Here is a 22287-nt window from a genome sequence, read left to right on the forward strand (position 1 = left end):
GGGGGAGACCGGAGTGAGTGCACAGATGGGACAGCGGACGGCCGAACCACGCCGCCGGCCCGTACGGCATCCGGGTGCCGGCCGCGCCGGCGGGACGGTGCGGCGGGTCAATCCGGAGGCGTCGACCCTGGTGTCGGTCTACCGCAAGGCCGTACCGGAGCACCTGCGGCGCGCCATCGCGACCCGCTCCACCCCGGAGCTGCGCCGCCGCATCAAGCAGCAGGTCAGCTGGCTGGCGACGGCCAGACACCTGGAAGGGCTGCGCACCCGGGGCGTGGCGCTCGCCCACCGCGCTCTCGCCGCGGGCCCCGGCCGGGCCGTCGCCATGGTCGCCGGACACCCGCGCATCGCCCTCGTGCAGCACGACCTCTCGCCCGCCCGGGCCCGCCGCGACAACCTCGTCACGGTCGCCGAGACCCTGGAACGGGCCGGCGTCGACCACTTCTGCGTACGCGGCAAGGAGCGCGGCCGGGGCGTGGTCGCGGTGGCGGCGGAGGACGGCTCGCGCGCGCTGGCCGCGCTGGCCGCGCGGTGCCGCGAGCTGCCCGGCTACGTCTCCCTGCTGACGCCGGGGCGCGAGGTCCGGCACACCGTGCCCGGCTACGACTCCGGGGGCTGGCAGCGGGCCGGGCGCGCCGGGCTGTTCCGGGTCACCTGGTTCCGTACGGACCCCGGGCGCTCGCTCGTCCTGGACGAGGCGTACGGCTGCGACGTGGAGTTCTGGCCGCGCGAGGAGGACCGGCTGGTCGCCCCGCGGCGGAACGCCGTCACCGAGTGGGTGCCGGTCCAGGGGCCCCGGATCCGCGTCCCCGCCGCGCTCTTCACCTGCCCGAACGGCTCCGGCGACCGCCGGGCCGAGCAGGTCGCCACCTACCGGGACTTCACCGTGCCGCTGCCCGGCGACATCACCTTCCCCGTCGACGTCGTCTACACCTGGGTGGACGGCGCCGACCCGGCGTGGCTGGAGCGCCGGGCCGCGTTCACCGGGCAGGCGTACCACGACGAGGCGGCCAACGCGGCGCGCTACGCCAACCGCGACGAGCTGCGCTATTCGCTGCGCTCGCTGGACATGTACGCGCCCTGGGTGCGGGACGTCTACCTCGTCACCGACGACCAGGTGCCGGTCTGGCTCAACACCGCGCACCCGCGCGTGAAGGTCGTCAGCCACCGCGAGATATTCACCGAAGCGGGTGACCTGCCGACGTTCAACTCGCACGCCATCGAGAGCCAGCTGCACCACATACACGGCCTCTCGGAGCACTTCCTCTACTTCAACGACGACGTGTTCCTCGGCCGGGAGGCCTCCCCGCACGACTTCTTCCTGGCCAACGGGCTGACGAAGTACTTCCCCTCGCCCGCGCTGGTGCCGCTCGGGCCGCCCGGCGACGACGACGTCCCGGTGTCCGTCGCGGGCAAGAACAACCGCGCGCTCATCGAGGCCCGCTTCGGCACCACCCCGGTGCAGAAGATGAAGCACGTCCCGCACGCCCTGCGGCGCAGCGTGCTCGCCGAGATAGAGCGGGAGTTCGGCAGCGAGCACCGGGCGACCGCCTCGCACCGCTTCCGCAGCATCGACGACATCTCCATCCCGTCCTCGCTGCACCACTACTACGCGTTCCACACCGGCCGGGCGCTGCCCGCCGACATCGCCTACTCCTACCTCGACCTCTCCCGGCCGAACGCCGTCAACCGGCTGGACCGGCTGCTCGCCCACCGCGACCGGGACGTCTTCTGCCTCAACGACACCCAGTCGGAGGAGACCGACCTGGCGGACCAGCTCGCGCTGCTCAGGCCGTTCCTGGAGGCGTACTTCCCGCTGCCGAGCCCGTACGAGCTGCCCGAGCCGGAATGAGCGGACCGAGCGTCGCCGACCCCGAGGAGGAACGGCCTGCGGCTCCCGTGCCCGGCCGCGTCCCGGGGTCCGCGCACGCCGGCCCGGACAAGCGGCGCCGCGCCACGGCCGTCGCCGTCCTCGTCCCGTGCGCGGTGACGCTCGCGCTCGGGCTGTGGGGCCTGGACCGCGGCACGCTGTGGCGGGACGAGGCGGTCACCGCGCAGGTCGCCGGCCGGCCGCTGCCGCAGCTGCGGGACCTGCTCGGCACCGCCGACGCGGTGCACGGCCTGTACTACGCCCTGATGCACGGTTACGGGGCCCTCGTGCACGGCCTCTTCGGGCTGCCGCTCGGCAACGGGACCGTGCTGCGGCTGCCGTCCGTGCTCGGCGCGACCGCGGCGGCCGGACTCGTGGCGCTGCTCGGCAGCCGGCTCGCCGCGCCCCGCGTGGGCCTGTGGGCCGGGCTGCTCCTCGCCGCCCTGCCGTCGGTGAGCCACTACGCCCAGGAGGGCCGCTCGTACGCGCTCGTCGCGGCCGGTGCCGCGCTGTCGACGCTGCTGCTGACCACGGCGGTGCGCGGCGGCCGGGCCCGCCACTGGGCGGGGTACGCGGCCGTCACGGCGGTCACCGCCGTGCTGCACGAATTCGCCGCGCTGCTCCTGGCCGCGCATGCGGTGACCCTGCTGGTCGCGCGCGTACCGCGGGCCGTGCGGTGGCGGTGGGCGGCGGCCTGTTGCGCGGTGGCCGCCGCCGTCGCGCCGGTCGTGCTGGTGTCCCAGCGGCAGAGCGCCCAGATCGGCTGGCTGGCCGCGCCCGGGGCCCGCGACGCGGGGCACGCGCTGAGCGCCCTGGCCGGCCCCTCCCCGGTCCTGATCGCGGTGCTGCTCGCCCTGGCCCTGGTCGCTGCGATGTGTCCGCTGCCGCGTCGCGGGCCGCTCGGCGCGGCGGCCGTGGCCGTCCCGTGGGCCGTGGTGCCGCCGTTCGTCCTCTTCGCGGCCGCCCAGCAGCTCCCGGTCTTCACCCACCGCTACCTGTTCTTCGCGGTGCCGGGGCTGGCGCTGGCCGCGGCGGTGGGGGCCGAGAGCCTGGCCGACCGGATCTCAGTGCGGCGCGGCAGGGGCTTTCCGCCGCGCTGGGTGACGGTGGCGGGCGCGGCCTGCGCGGCCGCGGCGTTCCTGGGGCAGCTGCCCGCGCAGCAGCACGAGCGGCGCCCCGAGAGCCGGGCCGACGACCTCGCCGCGGTGGCCGCCCTCGTCCACCGCGAGGCACGCGCCGGCGACGGCGTCTTCTTCCTCCCGCGCCACGAACGCGGCGTGCGGCTCGCGTACCCGGGGGCCTTCCGGGGCCTCACCGACCTCACCCTGCGAGCGGAGCCCGGCCCGTCGGGCACCCTGTACGGCCGGGAAGCGCCGCTGCGCGAGATCCGCGCCCGGCTGCTGCGCGCGGACCGGGTCTGGCTGGTCGTCGCGGACGGGGTGGACCGCACCCGCTGGTTCCGGCGCAGCGCGTGGTATCGGGCGAACTGGCGTCTGCTGCACGAGGTGTGCGTCCAGCGCTCCTGGCACGACGGCATCAGCGGCAATGTCGCGCTCTTCGTACGGCGGCGCTGACGGGATGCGCCGACGGGCGGTGCCGGCGGGCGGTGCCGGCGGGCCGGAATTCCCCTTACGCGCCGAAGTCCCGGCAATTCGCGGATCCGCGGCGTCCGGCCGCTAATGTCCGGCACCGCGTTTCCCGTCGAGAGGCCGGACATGACACCACTGCACACCGAGACCCTCGCCGCGCCCGCCGGAGCCGCGCTGCCGCGCCCCGGCACGCTCGCGGACGTCGAGGGCTGGTTCTTCGGCCAGGACCAGCTGCTGTTCGACTGGCTGCTGACCCACCAGGCCCGTACCGGCGTCCGTGGCGACCTGCTGGAAATGGGCGCCTACATGGGAAAGAGCGCCGTCTTCCTGGGCCGCCACCTGAATCCGGGGGAGGAATTCACGGTCTGCGACCTCTTCGATTCCACGCCCGGGGACGAGGCCAACGCCGGCGAAATGGCGCGCTCGTACGCGACGCTCACCCGCCGCGCCTTCGAAGCGAATTACCTCGCCTTCCACGACGAGCTGCCCACCGTCCTCCAGGGCCCCACCACGCTGGTCCCGGAGCGCGTGGCCCCGGGCAGCTGCCGCTTCGTGCACATCGACGCCTCGCACCTGTACGACCACGTACGGGGGGACCTCGCGGCCGCCCGCCGCGTGCTCTCCCCCGAAGGAGTGGTCGCGCTGGACGACTACCGGGCGGAGCACACGCCGGGCGTCTCCGCCGCCGTCTGGGAGGCGCTGTTCACCCAGGGGCTGCGGCCCATCTGTGTCGGCCGCAGCAAGTTCTACGGGACCTGGGGCGACCCGGCGCCCCGGCAGCAGGCGCTGATCATGGAGATCGTCGGCCGCGGCGACTGCCACGCCGACCTCCAGACCATCGCGGGGCACCGGGTGCTGCGCCTGATCAGCGGCCACGGCCTGGCCGCCCCCGAACTCCCGCGGTCGCGGTACTACGAGACGCTGCGGGCCGAGGAACGCGCCGCCGAGGAGATCCGGCGCCGCCGCGCCGACACCGACGCGCGGGCCACCGCCGCAGCGCAGGAGGCCGAGGCGGCGCAGCGGCGCGCTGCCGGGCGCCGTCCGAAGGCCCGCGCCCGGCGTGCGGCGCTGCTGCTCCTGCCGCCCTTCGTCGTCAAGGGCCTCCGGCGGCTGCGGAACCGGGGCTGAACAACCGGCGCCGGTGAACCGGGGCTGAGCCCGGAGCCCGGCGCCCGGCACCGGGGCCTCAGACCTCAGCCCAGCAGCAGATCCGCCGCGCGGGCCGCCGCGCCGCCGTCGTCCCGCGCGCAGTACGCCGTACGGAACCGCGCGTGGGCGTCCGCGTGGCGCCGAGCCACCCCGTCCAGGTCGCGCAGGGCCGCCACCAGCTCCTCGGTGTCCGACAGCAGCGGCCCCGGCGCCTGGGCCTCGAAGTCGAAGGTGAAGCCGCGCACGGTGTCCCGGAAGTGCGCCAGGTCCGGCGTCAGGAACAGCAGCGGACGCCCGGTGTTGGCGAAGTCCACCGCCAGCGAGGAGTAGTCCGTCACCAGCACGTCGGCGGCGAGCAGCAGCTCCATCGCGTCGGGGAAGTCGCTGACGTCCCGGACGAAGCCGCCGGGCAGGGCCGGCACCCGGTCGGCCACCAGCGGATGGCTGCGCAGCAGCAGGACGTGATCGTCGCCGAGCGCCTGTTCGGCGTGGGCCAGGTCCAGCGGCAGGTGGAGCTGGTAGTGGTCCGCGTCGTACGCCTTGTCGTCGCGCTGCGTCGGCGCGTACAGCACCACCTTCTTGTCCTCGGGGATGCCCAGCCGCTCGCGCACCCGCCGGGCCGGCTCGTCGCGGTCGCCGGAGACGTCGCCGGAGACCAGGACGTCGGTGCGCGGCAGCCCGGTCTCCCGGATCTCGCCCTCGTAGCCCAGCGCCCGCCCCAGCAGGGCCGTGCTGTGCGCGTTGGGGGAGAGCAGCACGCTCCACTGGTGGCCGCGGCGCGGCTGCGGCCACAGGTGGACCAGGTCGGCGCAGAGCGTGCCGGCCAGGTCGGTGCCGATGCGCTTGACCGGGGTGCCGTGCCAGGTCTGCAGCACCTGCTGCCCCGCACGGCGGACGAACCACTCCGGGAGGTGGGTGTTGGTGACGACGCGGCGGCTGCGGGCCAGCGCCTCGTGCCACTCCGCGCTCCCCAGCAGCACCGGACGGGTGCCGGCCGGGGCCGTCGCGCGGGCGTCGCGGACCACCCAGAGGTGCTCCGCCGCCGGTTCGCGGCGCGCCAGCTCCTCGTGCACCGCGCGCGGCGAGTCGCCGCCGCAGCGCCCGTCGAAGCTGTTGAAGAGGACGGTGTCGCGCAGCGCGCGTGAGCGGCGCCGCGGGTAGTGCTCCTCGCGGAGCAGCCGCTGCCGGTACGGGCCGCGGTCCGCGTCCGGCACGGCGGGGCCCGCCTCGACGAACACCCGGTCGTGGAAGCGGCGGTCCACCGTGAGCGGCTTGGGCGCCGCCGGGCAGGCCGCCGGGAGCCCGGAGAAGAGCGTGGGGCACAGCCGTACGGGCAGGTCGCCGCCGTCGTGGTGGCCGGCGCCTGGCTCCGCCGTGCGCAGGAAGAGGTACCAGCGGCCCTCGCGGAGCGGCAGGTCGCCGCCGCAGGAGGGCACCGCCCCGGGCCGCAGCGCGGCGGTGAACCGCTCGCCGTCCCGGTCGGCGGCGAAGACCGCCTCGGCGGCGAACCGGCTGTGCCGCAGCACGGCGCTGATCCGCGCGGGGCCGGCCGCCGCGCCGGGCAGCACCCCGGCCACCTCCAGCGTCCCGTCCGGCCGCCACGCCAGCCGGTCGGCGAACGGCTCGGGGGCCCGCGTGTGCAGGACCAGGTTGCCGGCCGCGGTGGCGGTGACCACCAGCTCCCGGCCGCTGCTGTCGACCTGCCGCCCGGCCGGTCCGGTGGGGTCGGCGGCGATGCGGGCCGTCCTGCCGTCCCCGTAGACCAGTACGGGGTCCCAGGTGGCGCCGGTCTCCTCGCCGAGTCCCTCGGGCAGCTCCCCGGCGGCCGGCGCGTGAACGGCCAGTCCGGCCGGGTCGATCCGCAGGGTGAGGCGGTGGCCGGTGCCCTCGGGCGTCACGTCGTCCCCCGTGAGCGGCTGCTCGACCGGCTCGCCGGGGCCGCGGCGGGTCAGCCGCAGCGCCACCGGCGCGTTCGCCGAGTCGTCCCGCACGGTCAGCTCGGCCGTGCCGTCGCCCGCCGCGCGCTGCCCCGTCAGCCGCCGTACGGTCCGCTCCACGGACAGGTGCAGCCGACCGTCCTTGTACCAGGGCACCATCCGCATCCCGTCGGCCACTTCGTGCGGCAGCGGGGAGGCGCCGGAGCCGGTGTCCAGGGCGCGCAACGCGGCCGGGCGCACCACCCCGGCCCCGGCGACCGCGATGCCCACCTTCCACTGCCCGGGCGTGAAGGCGCCGCCCTTGGCCAGCCGCTTGGGGTCCACCGTGATCTCGAAGCCGGACCAGTCGTAACAGTGCTGTTCCTGCCGGGAGTTGTGGGTGGCGTCCGGCGCGGCCACGGACCGCACCGGCAGCACGACCTTGCGCTTCCCCGACATCAGCACCGCCGCCTTCAGGCAGCTCAGCCGGCCGGGCGCCGCGATGTTGCGGATGTAGGCGTAGCCGCGCAGCACCAGCTTGCCGTCCCGCCACACCGCCTCCCGCAGCCGCGCCCGCACCGGCAGGTCCCGGGAGGTGAGCCGGGTGACGGCGGGCGGCAGCGGGATCGGCCGGCCGCCGCCCACCGTGAGTACCGCGCGCTTGCGCAGCGGCGGGCCGGCCACGTGGAAGCCGGCGGCGTTGCGCTGCTGGTACTCCAGCAGCCGCAGCAGGTCGTCGAGGCGGCCCTCCCGGATCAGCGCCCACTTCACCCGCTGCTCGACGGGGAGTTCGTCGTGGAGCGTGGGGTCGATGCGGCTGAGGAAGTCCCGGGCGCCGGTCATGAAGACCCGGTGGTACTCCTCGCCCGCCATGGGCAGCGCGTCGATGAAGTACTGCAGGTCGTCCAGGAGGACGGAGCGGTCGTAGTCCCGCTTGTGCCGGGTCCAGCGGGTGCGCTCGGGGTCGGCGAGGAACCGGCTGACCCCGTCCACGGCCGCGATCCGGTCCCGTACGCCCTTCACGTCGGTGCGGCGGCGGGTGATCGAGCCCTCGCGGATGCGCCAGTAGTACACGTGCTCGTGGAGGACGTCGACGGACTCGGCGAGGAAGTGCGCGGGGATGGTCAGCGGGGTGTCCTCGTACAGCACGCCCTCGGGGAAGGCCAGCTCGTGGCGGTCCCAGAAGGTGCGCCGGAAGACCTTGTTCCACGCCACCCGGTCGGCCAGCAGCGTGAGGTCCTTGCTGATGTGGGTACCGCGGACCGTGCGGGTCATGGTCTTGTGCTGCCACGCCTGGCTGCGGCCCTCGGAGGTGAGCCGCCAGACGTTGCCGGTCGCGAAGTCCGAGCCGGACTCCTCCAGCAGCGACACCAGGCCCTCGTAGGCGCGCGGCGGCAGGACGTCGTCGCTGTCCATGAAGGTGAGGTAGCCGGTGCGCGGATCGGCGTGCCGGGCGCCGGTGTTGCGGGCGTGTCCCAGGCCTCCGTTCGGCTGCGACACCAGCCGGAAGCGCGGGTCGCGCGCCGCGAACTCCCGGGCGAGGTCGGGCCCGGAGTCGGTGGAGCCGTCGTCGACCATCACCACGTCCAGGTCTCGGAGTGTCTGGGCCGCCACCGACCGCAGGCACTCGGGGAGGTACTCCTCGACGTTGTAGATCGGGACGACGACGGTCAGCCGGGGAGCCATGGAGCAGACCACACCTTTTCCAGGGGACGCACGGAACACCAGTCCAACCCCCCTGCGGCCCCACCCGTCACATTTCCTGCGCTGTTGGAGTGACCGGCCCCGGCGCAGGAACCGGACGGAGGGTAATCATCTGACTACGCTGGCGGCGCACCGTGCGTACCGACCCCTGGATGGCCATGCCCCGCTTCAGCGTCATCGTCCCGGCCCGCGGCGTGCAGGGTTTCCTGCGCCACTGCCTGGACTCCGTGCTCACGCAGTCCTTCGAGGAAGTGGAGCTGATCGCCGTCGACGACTGCTCGGACGGCGGTGACGGGGCGATCATCGACGCCTGCGCGGCGAGCGACCCGCGGGTGGTGCCGGTGCACCTGGAGCGCCCCGGCGGCGTCGGCCCGGCCCGCAACGCCGGAGCCCGCCGCGCCACCGGCGAGTACCTCCTCTTCCTCGACGGCGACGACTTCCTCGCCCCCGGCGCGCTGGCCGCGGCCGACGCCCGGCTCCGGGCCGCCGGCGACCCCGACGTGCTGCTCTTCGACCACGACCGGCTCAACGTCTGGGAACAGCGGCACGGCAGCGCCGACCGGGAGTTCCTCGAAGCGCACGCCGACACCGTCTTCACCGCCGAGGACGTGCCCGCGTGCCTGACCGTGCTGCCCGCCGCCTGGAACCGCGCGGTCCGCCGCGACCTGTGGGAGACGCACGGCTTCGCGTTCGCCGACGGCCCGTACGACGAGGTGCCGGTGGTCTTCCAGACGCTGCTGGCGGCGTCCCGGATCGCCTGCTTGGACCGGGTGTGCGTGACCTGGCGCAAGCGCCGCAGGGGCAGCGCGTCCACCGTGCCCGGACGCCACCACTTCGCGGTCCTCGACCGGTACGACGCGCTGTTCCGTGTGCTGTCCGGGACGGGGCTGGGCGGCGGCATCGAGACGGCGCGCGGCGTCCTCTTCGCGCACGCCGTGGCACGGCTGCTGCGGATCATGGAGGACGACGGCCGGGTGCGCCCGGGGGACCGGCCCGACTTCTTCCGCGAGCTGGGCCGCGTCCTGCGCCGGCACCGCCCGGCCGGCGCCGAGCTGCCGCCCCACCTGAACTCCTACGCCGTCTACCGCTCCCGGCAGCGCGCCGGGACGCTGCGGCACCGCACCGTCAAGAAGCTGCGGGCCCGCAAGAACAGCACGGCACGCACCGTCTACCGCCGCTACTACGCCCTCCAGCTGCGCCGCCCCGTCGACGAGAACCTCGTGGTCTACGCCGCGTACTGGAACCGCGGCGTGCTCTGCAACCCGGCGGCGATCCACGCCAGGGCCCGCGAGCTGGCGCCGCATCTGAGGGGCGTGTGGCTGGTGGACCGCAAGCACCGCGACGACGTGCCGCCGGGTGTGGAGGCCGTGACGGTCAACTCCCGCCGGTACTGGGAGGTGATGGCCCGCGCCAAGTACCTCGTCAACAACGCCAACTTCCCGCCCGCGGTCCACAAGCGCCCCGAGCAGGTCTACGTCCAGACCCACCACGGCACCCCGCTGAAGAAGATGGGCATGGACCTGCGCCGCCACCCGGCGGCCGCGCAAGGCGTCAGCTTCCTGCGCCTGCTCGACCACGCCGACCAGTGGGACTACTGCCTCTCCGCCAACCCGCACTCCACCGAGGTGTGGCAGCGCGTCTACCCCAGCGACTACGAGACGCTGCCCACCGGCTACCCGCGCAACGACGCCTACTTCACCGCCGGCGCCGAGGACGTCCGCCGGATCCGGGCCCAGCTGGGCATCGCGCCGGACGCCACCGCGATCCTGTACGCGCCCACCCACCGCGACTACGAGCGCGGCTTCAACCCGCCGCTGGACCTGGAGCGGCTGGCGGACGCGCTGGGCGAGGGCCACCAGCTGCTGGTCCGTACGCACTACTTCTACGGCGCCGACTCCCGGCTCGCCGCGCTGGAGGAGGCCGGCCGCATCCTGGACGTCTCCCGGCACCCGTCGGTCGAGGAGCTGGCCCTGGCGTCCGACGCCCTGCTCTGCGACTTCTCCTCGCTGATGTTCGACTACGCCAACCTCGACCGGCCGATCGTCGTGCACGCCGCGGACTGGGAGGCCTACCGGCACGCCCGCGGCGTCTACTTCGACCTGCTCTCCGGCGTGCCCGGCGACACCCCCGGCCACGTCGCCCGCGACGAGGCGGAGGTCGCCGACGTCTTCCGCTCCGGGCGCTGGGCGGACGAGCGGTCGGCGGAGCTGCGGGCCGCGTTCCGGGACCGGTTCTGCCCGTACGACGACGGGTTCGCCGCCGAGCGCGTCGTCCGCCGCGTCTTCCTCGGCGAGGACGAGCTGCTGCCCGTCGTACCGCCCGCGGACCGCACGGTCGCCCCGGCCCCGCGCGAGGCGGCGCTCGGCGGGGACGAGCCGGCCGGCGTACGTGCCCCGTGAGGGCGCGGGGAACTGCGCGACCGGCCACAACGGTGCCGCGGCCGGGGAACTGCCCGGTGCAGCTCAGCGCGTCCGTTGACGGGCAGCGACAATCGCCTTGGTGACCACCGGCGGCAGCACGTTCACCGCGACGCGCCGCAGCGCGCTCCGGCCCGGCCGGCCCCCGCGGCCCGCGGCATGCGGGAGCCCGGGCGAACCGAGCCGCACCCGGTGGCGTGACTCCGGGTGCGCCGGCTCCTGCGCGCCCTTGGCGGAGAGCCGGATCAGCTGCTCACCCGCCACCGACTGCACCTCGTGCCAGAGATCGTCGCGCGAGCGCAGCCACTCCAGCAGCTCGGCGCGGACCGGCTCGGGGTCGCCCCAGGTGCCGTAGAACTTGGTGCCGGTGATGCACAGCGGCTTCAGCCCGCCGGTGGTCACCGCCTGCCAGGTGGCCGCGGCCACGCCCGGACAGTGCTCGGCCCGGTAGTCGTCCAGCACGACGACGCCGTGCGGGCGCAGCAGCTCCCGTACGGCCAGGATGTCGCCGTGCACGTGCTCGTACAGGTGCGAGGCGTCGATGTGCGCGAAGCGGCAGCTGTCGTCCCCGACGTGCGCGCGGATCACCGAGGACAGGCCCTGCACGATGTGCGGCAGCTCGTCGTGGAAGGAGAGGTAGTTCGCCTCGAAGGCGCGGCGGGTGAGGGTGGCGTAGGACTTCGCCATCTCCTTGGAGTTCGAGGCGTCCTCGGCGGGGGAGTCGAACAGGTCGCAGACCGTGAAGCGGTCCCCGGCACGCAGCCGGTCGCCCATGAAGATGGCGCTCTTTCCCATGTACACGCCGAGCTCCAGCAGATCGCCCGGTTCCTCGCGGCGTGCCTGGCGGGCGAGGAACCAGTCGAACATGAGCTGGTCGGCGGTGAAGAACCAGCCCTTGACGTCGGAAAGCCGGGTGGGGCGCGGGAGCTGTTCGGCACTCTGGTCTGCGGTGAGGGCAGTCATGTGCGGTCCGTCTCCAGACGGTCGGGGGAATCGAGGGCGACATGCGACGCGTGTGCTGTTGTGGGCCCGGGCACCGGCTGCGGCACCGCGAGACGGCGGGCCCGCTCAGGAGGAGGCGCGGGCCGTCGCTCGTCGAGGGGCACGGCTTCGGGAGGCGCTCCCTCGTCCCCGAGAAACACACGGCGTACCACGCGTTCCGCGGCGTGGCCGTCATCGTAAGGGCAGAAAAGTGAACGGAAAGTGGCCCGCAGAGCGGCCGAACGGGTACCGCGCCATGCGGGACTCGCGAAGATCTCGATGAGCTCGTCCTCGCTGCGCGCCACCGGCCCCGGCGGGTTCCGGAGCAGGTCGAAATAGGTGCCGCGGGTCGCCCGGTACGCCTCCCAGTCGTCGGTGAGGACCACCACGGGCCGGTCGAGGTTCACGTAGTCGAACATCAGCGAGGAGTAGTCGGTCACCAGCGCGTCCGACGCCAGGCAGAGATCCTCCACGCACGGGTGACCGCTCACGTCGATCACCCCGTCCCCGGACGGCCCCCACGGCACGTCCGCGGCGTACGGCGGCCCCTCCAGCGAGGAGAAGTGCGGCCGCACCAGCACCACGAAGCCGGGGCCGAGCTCCCGCAGCAGCCGCCGCGGGTCCAGCGCCGGCTGCCGGAACCGCCGGTAGTCGCGGTGGGTCGGCGCGTACAGGATCGCGGTGGCGGACGGCGGGATGCCCAGCTCGGCACGGATGCGCAGCACGTCCTGGGCGGTCGCGTGCTGGAAGCGGTCGTTGCGCGGCCGGCCGTACTCCAGCGTGGTGTACCCGGCGGGGTAGACCCGCTCCCAGGTCAGCGTGGCGTGGCGGTTGGCGGAGAGGCTGTAGTCCCAGTTGTCCACGCCGCGCAGCAGCCGCGCGAAGTCGGTGTCCCGGGCGGCGGCCGGCCGCTCCTGGAGGTCCAGGCCCATGTGCTTCAGCGGCGTGCCGCGGTGCGTCTGGAGCACCACCTGACCGGGCCGCTTGATCAGCCGCGCGTCGAAGTTCACGTTGTTGACCAGGTACTTCGAGCGGGCCAGCGCGGTCCAGTAGGCGGCCGTCCCGGGCCGCAGCCACCGGACGCCCGGCGGCACCGTGTCCTCGTACCCGGGCGCCGCCACCCACGCCGTGCGCATCTGCGGCCGCAGCTCGCGCAGCTTCGCCTCGATGGCGGCGGGGTCGCCGGCGTACTCGCGGTGCCAGTGCGCGGCGAACACCGCGTGATCGGCCCGGAGCGGCAGCCCCCGCTGGAGGCGGTAGTGCAGCCCGAGCGCGGCCCGCCTGCCCTGCCGCAGCAGCCCCCGCGCCGGCCGGCCCACGGCCCGGCGCAGCCGCTGCACGCCGGCCAGCAGCCGGAACGGGCGGTGCCAGCCCAGCCGCACCAGACCGTGCCGGACCCGGACGCCCAGGCGCGGCGGCGGGCCGCCCGGCACCCGGGCCGGAGCGGGGCAGCGGTACCGGCGGCAGTGCGCGGCGGCCCGCCGGAAGAACTCGGCCCGGCTGTCCCGCGGCAGCCGCCCCGGCGCCGCGTAGACGGCCGTGAGGTGGTCGGTCATCCGGCGGGCCATGAGCGGCCGCCAACGGGCCAGCTCCGGACGGGAGTCCAGGAAGGCGAAGACCCGGTCGTACTGGTCGAAGATGTCGAAGTGGCCGCGGCCCGTGGTGCGCAGGATGCTGCCCCGGCGGCGCTGCCGGTAGTGCACGCACACCCGGTCCAGGACCGCGAGCGACTCGGCGGTCGCCAGCGCCGGGAACGTCCAGGGGGTGTCCTCGTAGTAGCCGGGCGGGAAGGTGAGCCGCTGCCGCTGGACGAAGTCGCGGCGGTAGACCTTGTTCCACACCACCATCAGCAGCCGCAGCAGCCCGGGCCGGTCGGCGAGCCGGAAGACCTCCGGGCCGCGCTGCGCCAGGAGGTGCGCGTACTGGTTGCGGGTGGCGGTGCCGGACCAGGAGGTACGGGCGTAGTCGTAGACCAGCACGTCCGGGGAGGCGGTCGCGGCGAGCCGGGCGGCCACCGCGCTGAGCGCGCCCGGCGTGAGGGTGTCGTCGCCGTCCAGGAAGAGCAGGTAGTCGCCGCGGGCGCGGGCGATCCCGGCGTTCCGGGCGGGGCCGAGCCCGGTGTTGGCCGGCAGGTGCACGGGCCGCACCCGGTCGTCGCGGCGGGCCGCGTCGCGGATGAGCTCCCCGCAGCCGTCCGGCGAACCGTCGTCCACCGCGATCAGCTCGAAGTCCGTCCAGTCCTGGCCGAGGACGGACTCCAGGCATTCCGGCAGGTACGCCTGGACCTGGTAAGCGGGAACGATGACGCTGAACCGTGGCAAGAGAGGGCACATCCATAGATCGGCGACCGGCTGCGCTGTCGGTCAGCGATCGTTCCCGGCCCCGCCGCGCCGGCATGCGGCGCGGCGGCCGGTTGCGCCCGGGTGGCTGAGGAGACGCACCCGTACGAGTGAACGCGGAGCCGGAAACCGGGCTACTTCACCGCGCCCGCCATCACGCCGGACACGAACTGCCGCTGGAAGGCGAAGAAGACCACCAACGGGATGATCATCGAGATGAAGGCGCCGGGCGCCAGCACGTCGATGTTGTTGCCGAACTGGCGCACCTCCTGCTGGAGCGCCACGGTGATCGGCGGGTTGCCGCTGTCCGCGAAGATCAGCGCGATCAGCAGGTCGTTCCAGACCCACAGGAACTGGAAGATGCCCAGCGACGCGATGGCCGGGCCGCCCAGCGGCAGCACCACCCGGGTGAACAGCCGCAGCTCGCCCGCGCCGTCCAGCCGGGCCGCCTCCAGCAGCTCGCGCGGGATCTCGGCGAAGAAGTTCCGCAGCAGGAACACCGCGAACGGCAGCCCGAAGGCCGTGTGGAACAGCACCACTCCGGCCGTCGTCTCGAAGAGCCCGACCGCGCCGAAGAGCTTCGCCACCGGGATCAGCGCGACCTGTACCGGGACCACCAGCAGTCCCACCACGACCATGAACCAGACGTCCCGCCCGGGGAAGTCCAGCCAGGCGAAGGCGTAGCCCGCCAGCGAGCCGATGACCACCACCAGCACCGTCGCCGGCACCGTGATCAGCGCGGTGGTCAGCAGCGAGTCCATGATCTTGGCGTTGCCCAGCAGATTGCCGTACCCCGAGAGCGTCAGCTGGGCGGGTTTGACGAACACCTCCCACCAGCCGCTCTCCGCGACGTCCGCCGGGTCGCGCAGCGAGGAGATCAGCAGCCCGACCGTCGGCATCAGCCAGAACAGCCCGGCCAGGAGCAGGAAGACCCGCAGCACGCCGCCGCCGGTACGGGCCGCGAACCGCGCGGCCAGGGACTGCCGGGCGCGAACCGCCCCGTCGGCCGCCGTCATCGCTGCCGCTCCTTCCGCAGACGCCGGATATTGACGATCAGCACCGGTGAGACGAGGAGCAGCAGGAACACCGCGATCGCGGAGCCGATGCCCTGGTTCACGTCCGTGCCGAAGGAGGACTGGTACAGCTGGAGGGCGAGCACGTTCGCCTCGTCCTGGCTGGCGCCCGGCGCGATGATGTACACCAGGTCGAAGATCTTCAGCACGTTGATCATCAGCGTGACCAGCACGACCACCAGGACCGGCGCCAGCAGCGGCACCGTCACCCGGCGGAAGACCTGCCACTCGTTCGCGCCGTCCACCCGGGCCGCCTCCAGCAGCTCCCGCGGCACGCTCGCCAGCCCCGCCGCGATCAGCACCATCGCGAAGCCCGCCCACATCCATACGTAGCTGCCGATGATCGCGGGCGTCACCAGCGTCGGACCCAGCCAGTCGACGCCGTTGTACGCCTCGGCGAAGTTCGCGGCGGGCAGCCGCAGCTTCGCCCCCTCGGCACGGGCGGGCAGCGCGTACGTGCCGTCCGCCGCGGTGGTCGCCGTGGCCACCACCCTGCCGTCCCTGACCGCCTCGACCTTCAGGCCGGCCAGCGCCTTCTCCTGCTTGTCGATCTTGTCGGGGGTGCCGCCGCCCCCGCGCGTGAAGTCCAGCCAGGCGGTGCCGGTGATCTGCCCGGGCCGCGGCTTCGCCGGTACCGCCCGGTGCGCGCCCTTGACGTCGTCCGGCTGCACCGCCACCAGCGGCAGGCCCACCGCCGTACCGGTCCTCGCCGGATCCGTGGTGGTGAACGAGCCGCCGCCGGAGGGCTTGAGGTCGGCGTCGGGCCGCGGATTGGCGCCCGGGTACGGCGCGGGCTCGGCGAACGTGTCGTGCACGCTCACCCAGACCGCGTTGGCCACCCCGCGCTCCGGGTCCTGCTCGTACACCAGCCGGAAGATGATGCCCGCCGCCAGCATGGAGATCGCCATCGGCATGAAGACGATCAGCTTGAACGCGGTGCCCCAGCGCACCCGCTCGGTCAGCACGGCGAAGATCAGCCCCAGCGCGGTGGCCACGGTCGGCGCGACCACCACCCAGATGACGTTGTTCTTCAGCGCCGTGCGGATCCGTTCGTCGGCGAACAGCTCCCCGTAGTTGTCCAGCCCCACGAAGCCGCTGCCCGGCGCGTCGAAGAAGCTGCGCCAGAGCGAGAACCCGATCGGATAGACCACCAGCGCGCCGAGCAGCAGCAGCGCCGGGAGGAGGAACGCGCCCGCGATCCACGGGCGCGTCCCCGTCACGCTCTTGCCGGACGCCTGGGCGCCCTTGCCGGGAGCCGGTGCGGCGGCCGCGGTGCCTCGGGGGGCCATGGCGTCAGTTCCCGAACGACTTGGCGGCGTCCTTCTCCAGCTGCGCCTGGGTCCCCGCCACGTCCTTCGGGTTCTTCAGGAAGTCCTGCAGGGCCTTCCACTCGCCCTGCCCCGGCTTGCCGCCGAAGGACGCCGGGGCCTGGTCGGACATGTCGAAGCGGAAGTCGTCACCGGCCGCGACCAGCGCCTTGCCGATCTCCTTGAACACCGCGTTCGGGTACACCGACGGGTCCAGCTTCTTGTTGGCGGAGACGAAGCCGCCCTGCTCCGCCCAGATCCGGGCCGCGTCCGGGGAGGCCAGGTAGGTCAGCAGCGCCTGCGACGCCTTGTTGTCCTTCAGCGCCACCGCCACGTCCCCGCCGGTCACCACCGGGGACTCCGTGCCGACCGCCGGGAACGGGAAGACCTTGGCGTCCGCGCCGATCTTCGCCTTGGTCTGGCCGATGTTGGCCGCGGCGAAGTCGGCCGAGGAGACCATCGCGGCCTTCGGCTCGTCCTTGAACGTCTGCGTCACCGACTGCGGGAACGCCGTCTGCAGCGCGCCCCCGTTGCCGCCCGCGAGCAGGCCCTTGGCGCCGAACAGGGAGCCGAGCGTGGTGAGCGCCTGCTTCACCGACGGGTCGGTCCACTTGATCTCGTGCTTGGCCAGCTGGTCGTACTTCTCCGGGCCGGCCTGCGAGAGATAGACGTTCTCGAACCAGTCGGTGAGGGTCCAGCCGTCCGCGCCGCCCACCGAGACCGGCTCGACGCCGGAGTCCGCGAGCGTCCTGGCGGTCTTCAGGAAGCCCTTCCAGTCCTTCGGCTCGGACACCCCCGCGTTCTCGAACGCCTGGGTGTTGTACCAGACCAGCGACTTGTTGCTGGCCTTGAAGTACACGCCGTAACTCTTGCCGCCGGCGCTCCCCAGGTCCTGCCAGCCCCGGGAGAAGTTCGCCGACAGCTCCTTCTTCGCGGCCGGGCCGAGCGGCTTGATCCAGCCCTTCTTCGCGAACTCCTGCAACACACCGACCTGCTGGAGCATCGCGACGTCCGGCGCGCCGCCGCCGGCGACCTTGGAGCCGATGAAGCCGGCCATGTCGTCGCCGCTCGGCACGAACTCCACCTTGGCGCCCGTGCGCTTCTCGAACTCGGCGAGGACCTTGGTGAAGTTCTCCCGTTCGGGGCCGGTCCACACGGCCGTCACCTGGAGCGTCTGCCCCTTCAGCTTCGGCAGTGAGACCGTGGGCGCCCTGTTGTTACTGGCCTCGCCCTCGCTCTGGCCCCCGCTGTCGCCTCCGCAGCCGGTCAGTGCCAGAGCCCCCACCGCGACAAGTGCCGTTGCCGTACGAAGCGTTGCGTGACGCATCCGTCGCCCTCCCGTTCGCCGTGCGACAGTCCTACCGGCGCCGGGAAGCCCGAGCAATAGTGCGTTCGACTGCAACGCACCGTCGTGACCGGGCCGTTACCACGGCGGGTAACCCGGCTTTTCCGTACGGCGACCCATTCGTTGCACGGTTGCACTTGAAGCTACGGCACGGACTTCGCCGCCTTCTGGAGCGCGCTCGCCAGCAGGGCCAGGTCGGTCGGGCCGTTGCCCAGCTCGCGCAGCGGCCGGCGGGCCGGCGGATCGCCCATCCGCTGCCATTCCAGGGGCACGACCGTCGGCCGCAGGGTGGACGTCCGGGGTATCCGGCCCGTCACCCGGCCCGCCTGGAAGGGCGTCGCCGAACCGTCCGCCGCGCGGAACAGCCGGCCGCGCCCGACGGGCAGCGGCTCGGCCGGATCGCTCTCCGTGCCCAGCTCCACGCGGAGCCCGGCCCGCTCGGCGGTCGCGGTGGCGGCCGTACGGTCCGGATGGCCGGTCGAGGCGATCAGATGGACACCGAGCGCGGCGCCGTCCCGGGCGACCGCCTCCAGCGCCCGCACCACGGAGCCGGCGGCGGGCCGGCCCGTACTGCCCAGCGCCGGGGCGACCAGCGCGTCGAAGTCGTCGACGACCACGAAGAGCCGGGTCATCGGCGGTACGGCGGCGAAGCCGTCGGCCCCCTGGCCCTCGGCCGCCGCCGCGCCCTGCGTCCGCTCCCGGGGGCGCAGCCGCAGGGTGCTGGTCGCCGGGGTGTCGAGCAGCCCCGACCGGTCGGCGCCGCTCTCGTACCCGGCGGCCGACGCGGGCGCGGGGGAGGCCGTGCCGCCCGCCGTCGCCGTACGGCCCTCCGTGGACCGGCGCGGACCGATCACCCGGGGCGCCGCCAGGTGCTTCGCCCGCCACTCCGCGAAGCCCGTGCCGCCCAGTATTTCCGCGCGCCGCTTCAGCTCCGAGGAGAGCGCCTGTGCGAACTCCCGCATCAGCACCGGGTCCGAGGCCGCCAGATGCGCCGTGACGTGCGGCAGGTCCGTACAGAGCCGCAGGCCGTCACCACGCTCCGTGCCCGCGCCGTCGACCAGCACCAGCGAGAGCCGGTCCGGACGGTCGGCCGCGGCGAGCGAGGCGGCGATCGAGCGCAGCAGCTCGGTCTTGCCCGTACCCGGACCGCCCTCCAGCAGGAAGTGGCAGCCGTCGGCGGCCGGGTCGGCGTGCACCGGGCCGTGCGGGCCCGCGCCCAGCACCGCGGGGGCCGAGGGCTCCTCGCTGTCCGCCGTGGCCGCCCAGCGGGCCATCAGGGAGGCGGGCGTGGCCCGGGCGAGTCCCATTTCGTCCAGCAGCCGGGTGGTGTCGGGCAGCGGCACCGCCGCGCTGCGCGCGCCGCGGTCCGTCCGCACGGACTCGGCCTCGCGCAGCGGCGCCAGGGCGCGCGCGAACCGCTCGGCCCAGGGCAGGGACACCGCGTCCACGGTCGCGACCGTGCCGTTCGTCCCCGCGCCGTACGGCCCGGCGACGCTCTGCGGGACGCCGTTCACGGCGATGCTGCCGGTCACCGCGGCACCCGGGGCGGCCGGGGCCAGCGGGGCACCGGGCTGCACGACGCGCAGCGCCGTGGCCACATCGCCGCTGAGCACCGCCACGGCCCCGCACTCCCCGAAGGCGGGCGACGCCGCCCGGGCCGCTTCGTACGTCGCGGCCAGCGGATACACCGGCGACGCCGACGGCGTCTCGGCCAGCGCGAGCACATGGACGCCGACCGACGGGCCGCCCGCCGCCAGCCGCGCCACGGTCTCCCGCAGCCCGGACGTGCCGGGGTCGCCGTCGGCGATCACGAGGGTGTACGGGCCGCGGTGCCGGGCCGCCGCCGCGGCCACCGCCGACCGTTCGGCGCTCGCCCAGCCGGGGCCGAGCGGCCCGTCGTCCAGCCGCCGCACCAGCTCGGTGGTGCGCGCGGCGGCCTGGTCCTTGTCGTACGCCAGCAGCAGCCGGCAGTCCTGGGCATGCGCCGGGCGGACGTGCGGCAGCCAGCCGAGCCAGGACCACTCCTCCAGGCGCTGCGCGGCGGTGCGGGTGCGGTCGGCGGCGAGCAGCACGATCTCCAGCGTGCCCGGCGCGTGCAGCGCGGCGAACTGGGCGACCGCGGCCCGCGCCAGTCCGGAGAGGCGCGGACGCGGCCCGGCCAGGCCCAGCGAACCGGCCGAGCGCAGCGCGACCGTGACCGGCACGGCGGCCCGGCCGCCCGCGCGGTCGGCGGTGCCCAGCCGGACGGCCAGCGCGTCCGGATGCCCGGCGTCCCGCTCCCACAGGCGAGGACCGGGGCCGAGGGCGGTGAGCAGGACCGTCGCCGCGTCCGGCCAGCGTTCGTGCGCGGCCGGTCCCCGGCTCTCCGCCGCGGGGCCGTCTGCGGACGGAGCCTGCTCCACGGGGCCGTACGCGGCGGCCTCCGGGGCGGCTTCCTCGTCCTCGTCGGTCCCGGACTCCGCGGCGGCGCGGCCGCCGGCCAGCCGGCGCGCCCACGCGCTCAGGCCGCCCCGGCGGGTCGGCCGGCGGGACGGGGACGCGCCGTCGTCGGCCTCCGTCTCGGCGCCGGGCTCCGCGAACGGGCCCACCAGCTGCTCCCGGCCGCCGTGCGTGGCCGCGGACCGGGCATCGGGAGCGGGCGGCCCGGCCGGGGCCCGGCCGTCGTGCCCCGCCTGCTCCGGTACGTCATGGGCGTCCTGGCCCGCGCCGAACCCGACGGCGGCGGCCGGGGTGCCCCGCACGGGCGTGCCGCGCCGCCCCGAGACGGGGGCCCGCGCGCCGGCGCTGTCGGCGGGGTGGCCGTGCGCGCCGCCGTACGGGCCCGCTGCCGGCTGCCCGGGGTGGGCGCCGTGGGGGTGGCCGTGCTGCTGCCGGGCCGGCTCGTCCTGCTGCGGGGCGTACGGATGGCCGTGCTGCGCGCGCGGCCGGTGCTGCTCTTCGGGTGCGGTCGGCGCGTACCGGTCCGGCTCCAAGCGGTCCGTGACGCGGGCTTCGGGGGCGTATCCCTCCGCCGCGCGCGCCTCGGCGGCGTACTCCGCGGCACCCGGCGTCCCGGCCGCGTACGGCCCGGTCCCGGGAGCGCCGCCGTACGGGCCGGCGGCGCGCCGGTCGTCCGTGCCGCAGGCGTCGGCATCCGACTGCTGTGCGCCGTACGGGGCCGCGGCGGGCCGGGCGCCGTACGTGTCCGCCGGCTCCGCTCCGTACGCGGCGGTCCCGGCGGACTCCGCTCTGTGCCGGCCCGCCGTGCCGTGGACCTCCTGCGCCGGGCCGTGACCGGGACCGATGCCCGTGGCGCGCGCCGGGCCCGCGTCGATCCGGCCCGTCCCGACGCCCTCCGCGCGCGGCGACCCGCTGCCGGCGCCGCGCTCGCTCCCGTACGAACTGCCGTGCGCAGCGCCGTACGGGGCCGCGCTCCGGGGGCCGTAAGAGGGGGCGGAGCCCGCCGCGCCGTACGGGGACGGGCCGCCGGGCGACGAGTGGTGCTCCTCGCCGGGGGCGCCGCCGTCCGCCGGGTGGACGCGCAGCCGGCCCTCGCCGTCCGGGGTGGCCGGGAGCAGGGGATCGGGGGAGGCGGGGGACGGCTGGAGACGCAGCGCGGACTCGCCGATGCGGAGCAGCGCGCCCGGGGGCAGCAGCGCCGGGCGGTCGTCGATCTCGGTGCCGTCGACCGCCGTGCCGTTCGTGGAGCGGAGGTCGGCCACGGTCACCGCGCCGTCCGGCGCCACCGTGACCGCGCAGTGCATCCGGGAGACGTCGGGGTCGTCCAGCGGCACGTCGGCGTCCGCGGAGCGGCCGATGCGGATCTGGCCGCCGTGCAGCAGATGCACGCCGCCCGCGTCCGGGCCGGAGACGACCCGCAGCCGGGCGGGGCCGGCGGGCAGGCCGTGCGCCGGCGCGGGCCCGGGGCCCTGGAGGGAGAGGACCGCGCCGTCTATCAGTGGCGGCTCGCCGAGCGCGGCACGCTGGAGGTCGAGCCGCTCCTGGCCGGCGTAGAGCACGACCGGGCCGCTGCCGGCGCCGGCCCCTCCGACGTCGGCGCCCGCGCCCGCGACGGCCGCCGCGAGGCTGCTGGCCACCGCCGAGAGCGCCGTACCGGCAGGGGCCGTCACGAGCACGTCGCAGGCACGGGTGGAGTGGCCGCTGCGCGGCCCGAGGACGGTCAGCCGGATCTGCATCGCCGTCAACGGTCCCTTCCGCCCGGCAATGCGGCGGGGACCGTCACCTCCCCCCACCGCGCCCGGACACGTCGGCACGTACAAGTCCAAGTCCGCGTGCATGCGCACGCCGCACGCCGCGGCACAGTGCCCCCGTACCCCACCGCTGCCGTGCTGGAGAGCATCCTCGCACCTGCCACCGACAACAGGCGGGGCGACTGTCCTTCAGTGATCTTGTTCGGTCACGCATGTGTGCAAAAGTGGCTGCTTGCGACCCATGATCGGCCAAAGATCGTCCACTGAATGGTCAGCGACGTGGGTAGGGAGCAACCATCCGTCCGGAACCGGCGTCTTTCCGAGGAGCCCCGCCGGGTCCCTTACCGGACGACCCGGACGGAACCGCCCCGGACCACGGGATCCGCCCGGCAGCGGCCGCGGAACAC

At 74.8% G+C, this 22287-nt stretch carries 11 protein-coding genes; 4 read left to right on the forward strand and 7 right to left on the reverse strand.

What is annotated here, in order from left to right; all coding sequences use genetic code 11:
• Positions 1-13: 13 nt before the first annotated feature.
• The 3 genes from ABZ840_RS25405 (at position 14) to ABZ840_RS25415 (ending at position 4587) form a co-directional block, all read left to right on the forward strand.
• The gene (locus tag ABZ840_RS25405; RefSeq protein ID WP_361562559.1) at positions 14-1852 is read left to right on the forward strand and encodes a stealth family protein; all 1839 of its coding nucleotides are present in this window, start codon (positions 14-16) and stop codon (positions 1850-1852) included.
• Positions 1849-3444 carry a glycosyltransferase family 39 protein gene (locus ABZ840_RS25410; RefSeq protein WP_361562561.1) on the forward strand — a complete coding sequence of 532 codons (1596 nt, stop codon included), beginning with the start codon at positions 1849-1851 and terminating at the stop codon, positions 3442-3444. Before ABZ840_RS25405 ends, ABZ840_RS25410 begins: the two co-directional genes overlap by 4 nt.
• Before the next feature lie 141 nt (positions 3445-3585).
• On the forward strand, positions 3586-4587 hold the full coding sequence (locus tag ABZ840_RS25415; protein WP_361562563.1) for a class I SAM-dependent methyltransferase: 1002 nt from the start codon (positions 3586-3588) through the stop codon (positions 4585-4587).
• Positions 4588-4652: 65 nt separating this feature from the next.
• Here the strand turns inward: ABZ840_RS25415 and ABZ840_RS25420 are convergent, their stop codons facing one another.
• Entirely contained in the window at positions 4653-8210 is a 3558-nt protein-coding gene (locus tag ABZ840_RS25420) for a CDP-glycerol glycerophosphotransferase family protein (RefSeq protein WP_361562565.1), read from the reverse strand.
• Between the two features lie 152 nt (positions 8211-8362).
• Here ABZ840_RS25420 and ABZ840_RS25425 point away from each other — a divergent pair, with 152 nt between their 5' ends.
• Positions 8363-10627: a bifunctional glycosyltransferase family 2 protein/CDP-glycerol:glycerophosphate glycerophosphotransferase gene (locus ABZ840_RS25425; protein WP_361562566.1), complete on the forward strand. Its 2265-nt coding sequence runs from the start codon at positions 8363-8365 to the stop codon at positions 10625-10627.
• Positions 10628-10690: 63 nt separating this feature from the next.
• On the opposite strand, the gene ABZ840_RS25430 is transcribed toward ABZ840_RS25425, so the two are convergent.
• From ABZ840_RS25430 to ABZ840_RS25455, 6 genes are all read right to left on the reverse strand, one after another.
• On the reverse strand, positions 10691-11608 hold the full coding sequence (locus tag ABZ840_RS25430) for a class I SAM-dependent methyltransferase (protein ID WP_361562568.1): 918 nt from the start codon (positions 11606-11608) through the stop codon (positions 10691-10693).
• On the reverse strand, positions 11605-13947 hold the full coding sequence (locus ABZ840_RS25435; protein ID WP_361562569.1) for a CDP-glycerol glycerophosphotransferase family protein: 2343 nt from the start codon (positions 13945-13947) through the stop codon (positions 11605-11607). The genes ABZ840_RS25430 and ABZ840_RS25435 overlap by 4 nt, the downstream gene beginning before the upstream one ends.
• A 152-nt stretch (positions 13948-14099) precedes the next feature.
• Positions 14100-14981: a carbohydrate ABC transporter permease gene (locus tag ABZ840_RS25440; RefSeq protein ID WP_361562571.1), complete on the reverse strand. Its 882-nt coding sequence runs from the start codon at positions 14979-14981 to the stop codon at positions 14100-14102.
• Positions 14978-16327, reverse strand: coding sequence for a sugar ABC transporter permease (locus ABZ840_RS25445; RefSeq protein WP_361562573.1), 1350 nt, complete (start codon positions 16325-16327; stop codon positions 14978-14980). The genes ABZ840_RS25440 and ABZ840_RS25445 overlap by 4 nt, the downstream gene beginning before the upstream one ends.
• A 4-nt stretch (positions 16328-16331) precedes the next feature.
• Entirely contained in the window at positions 16332-17672 is a 1341-nt protein-coding gene (locus ABZ840_RS25450) for an ABC transporter substrate-binding protein (protein ID WP_361562575.1), read from the reverse strand.
• A 161-nt stretch (positions 17673-17833) separates the two neighbouring features.
• Entirely contained in the window at positions 17834-21865 is a 4032-nt protein-coding gene (locus ABZ840_RS25455; protein WP_361562577.1) for an FHA domain-containing protein, read from the reverse strand.
• Between the last annotated feature and the right edge of the window lie 422 nt (positions 21866-22287).

Source organism: Streptomyces sp. NPDC047117 (assembly GCF_040643545.1).
GTDB lineage: Bacteria > Actinomycetota > Actinomycetes > Streptomycetales > Streptomycetaceae > Streptomyces.

What these genes read in the sequence shown, in the direction of transcription:
- ABZ840_RS25410 (WP_361562561.1), top strand. Translation starts at nt 1,849, where the DNA reads ATGAGCGGACCGAGCGTCGCCGACCCCGAGGAGGAACGGCCTGCGGCT.
- ABZ840_RS25415 (WP_361562563.1), top strand. Translation starts at nt 3,586, where the DNA reads ATGACACCACTGCACACCGAGACCCTCGCCGCGCCCGCCGGAGCCGCG.
- ABZ840_RS25420 (WP_361562565.1), bottom strand. Translation starts at nt 8,210, where the DNA reads ATGGCTCCCCGGCTGACCGTCGTCGTCCCGATCTACAACGTCGAGGAG.
- ABZ840_RS25430 (WP_361562568.1), bottom strand. Translation starts at nt 11,608, where the DNA reads ATGACTGCCCTCACCGCAGACCAGAGTGCCGAACAGCTCCCGCGCCCC.
- ABZ840_RS25440 (WP_361562571.1), bottom strand. Translation starts at nt 14,981, where the DNA reads ATGACGGCGGCCGACGGGGCGGTTCGCGCCCGGCAGTCCCTGGCCGCG.
- ABZ840_RS25445 (WP_361562573.1), bottom strand. Translation starts at nt 16,327, where the DNA reads ATGGCCCCCCGAGGCACCGCGGCCGCCGCACCGGCTCCCGGCAAGGGC.
- ABZ840_RS25450 (WP_361562575.1), bottom strand. Translation starts at nt 17,672, where the DNA reads ATGCGTCACGCAACGCTTCGTACGGCAACGGCACTTGTCGCGGTGGGG.
- ABZ840_RS25455 (WP_361562577.1), bottom strand. Translation starts at nt 21,865, where the DNA reads ATGCAGATCCGGCTGACCGTCCTCGGGCCGCGCAGCGGCCACTCCACC.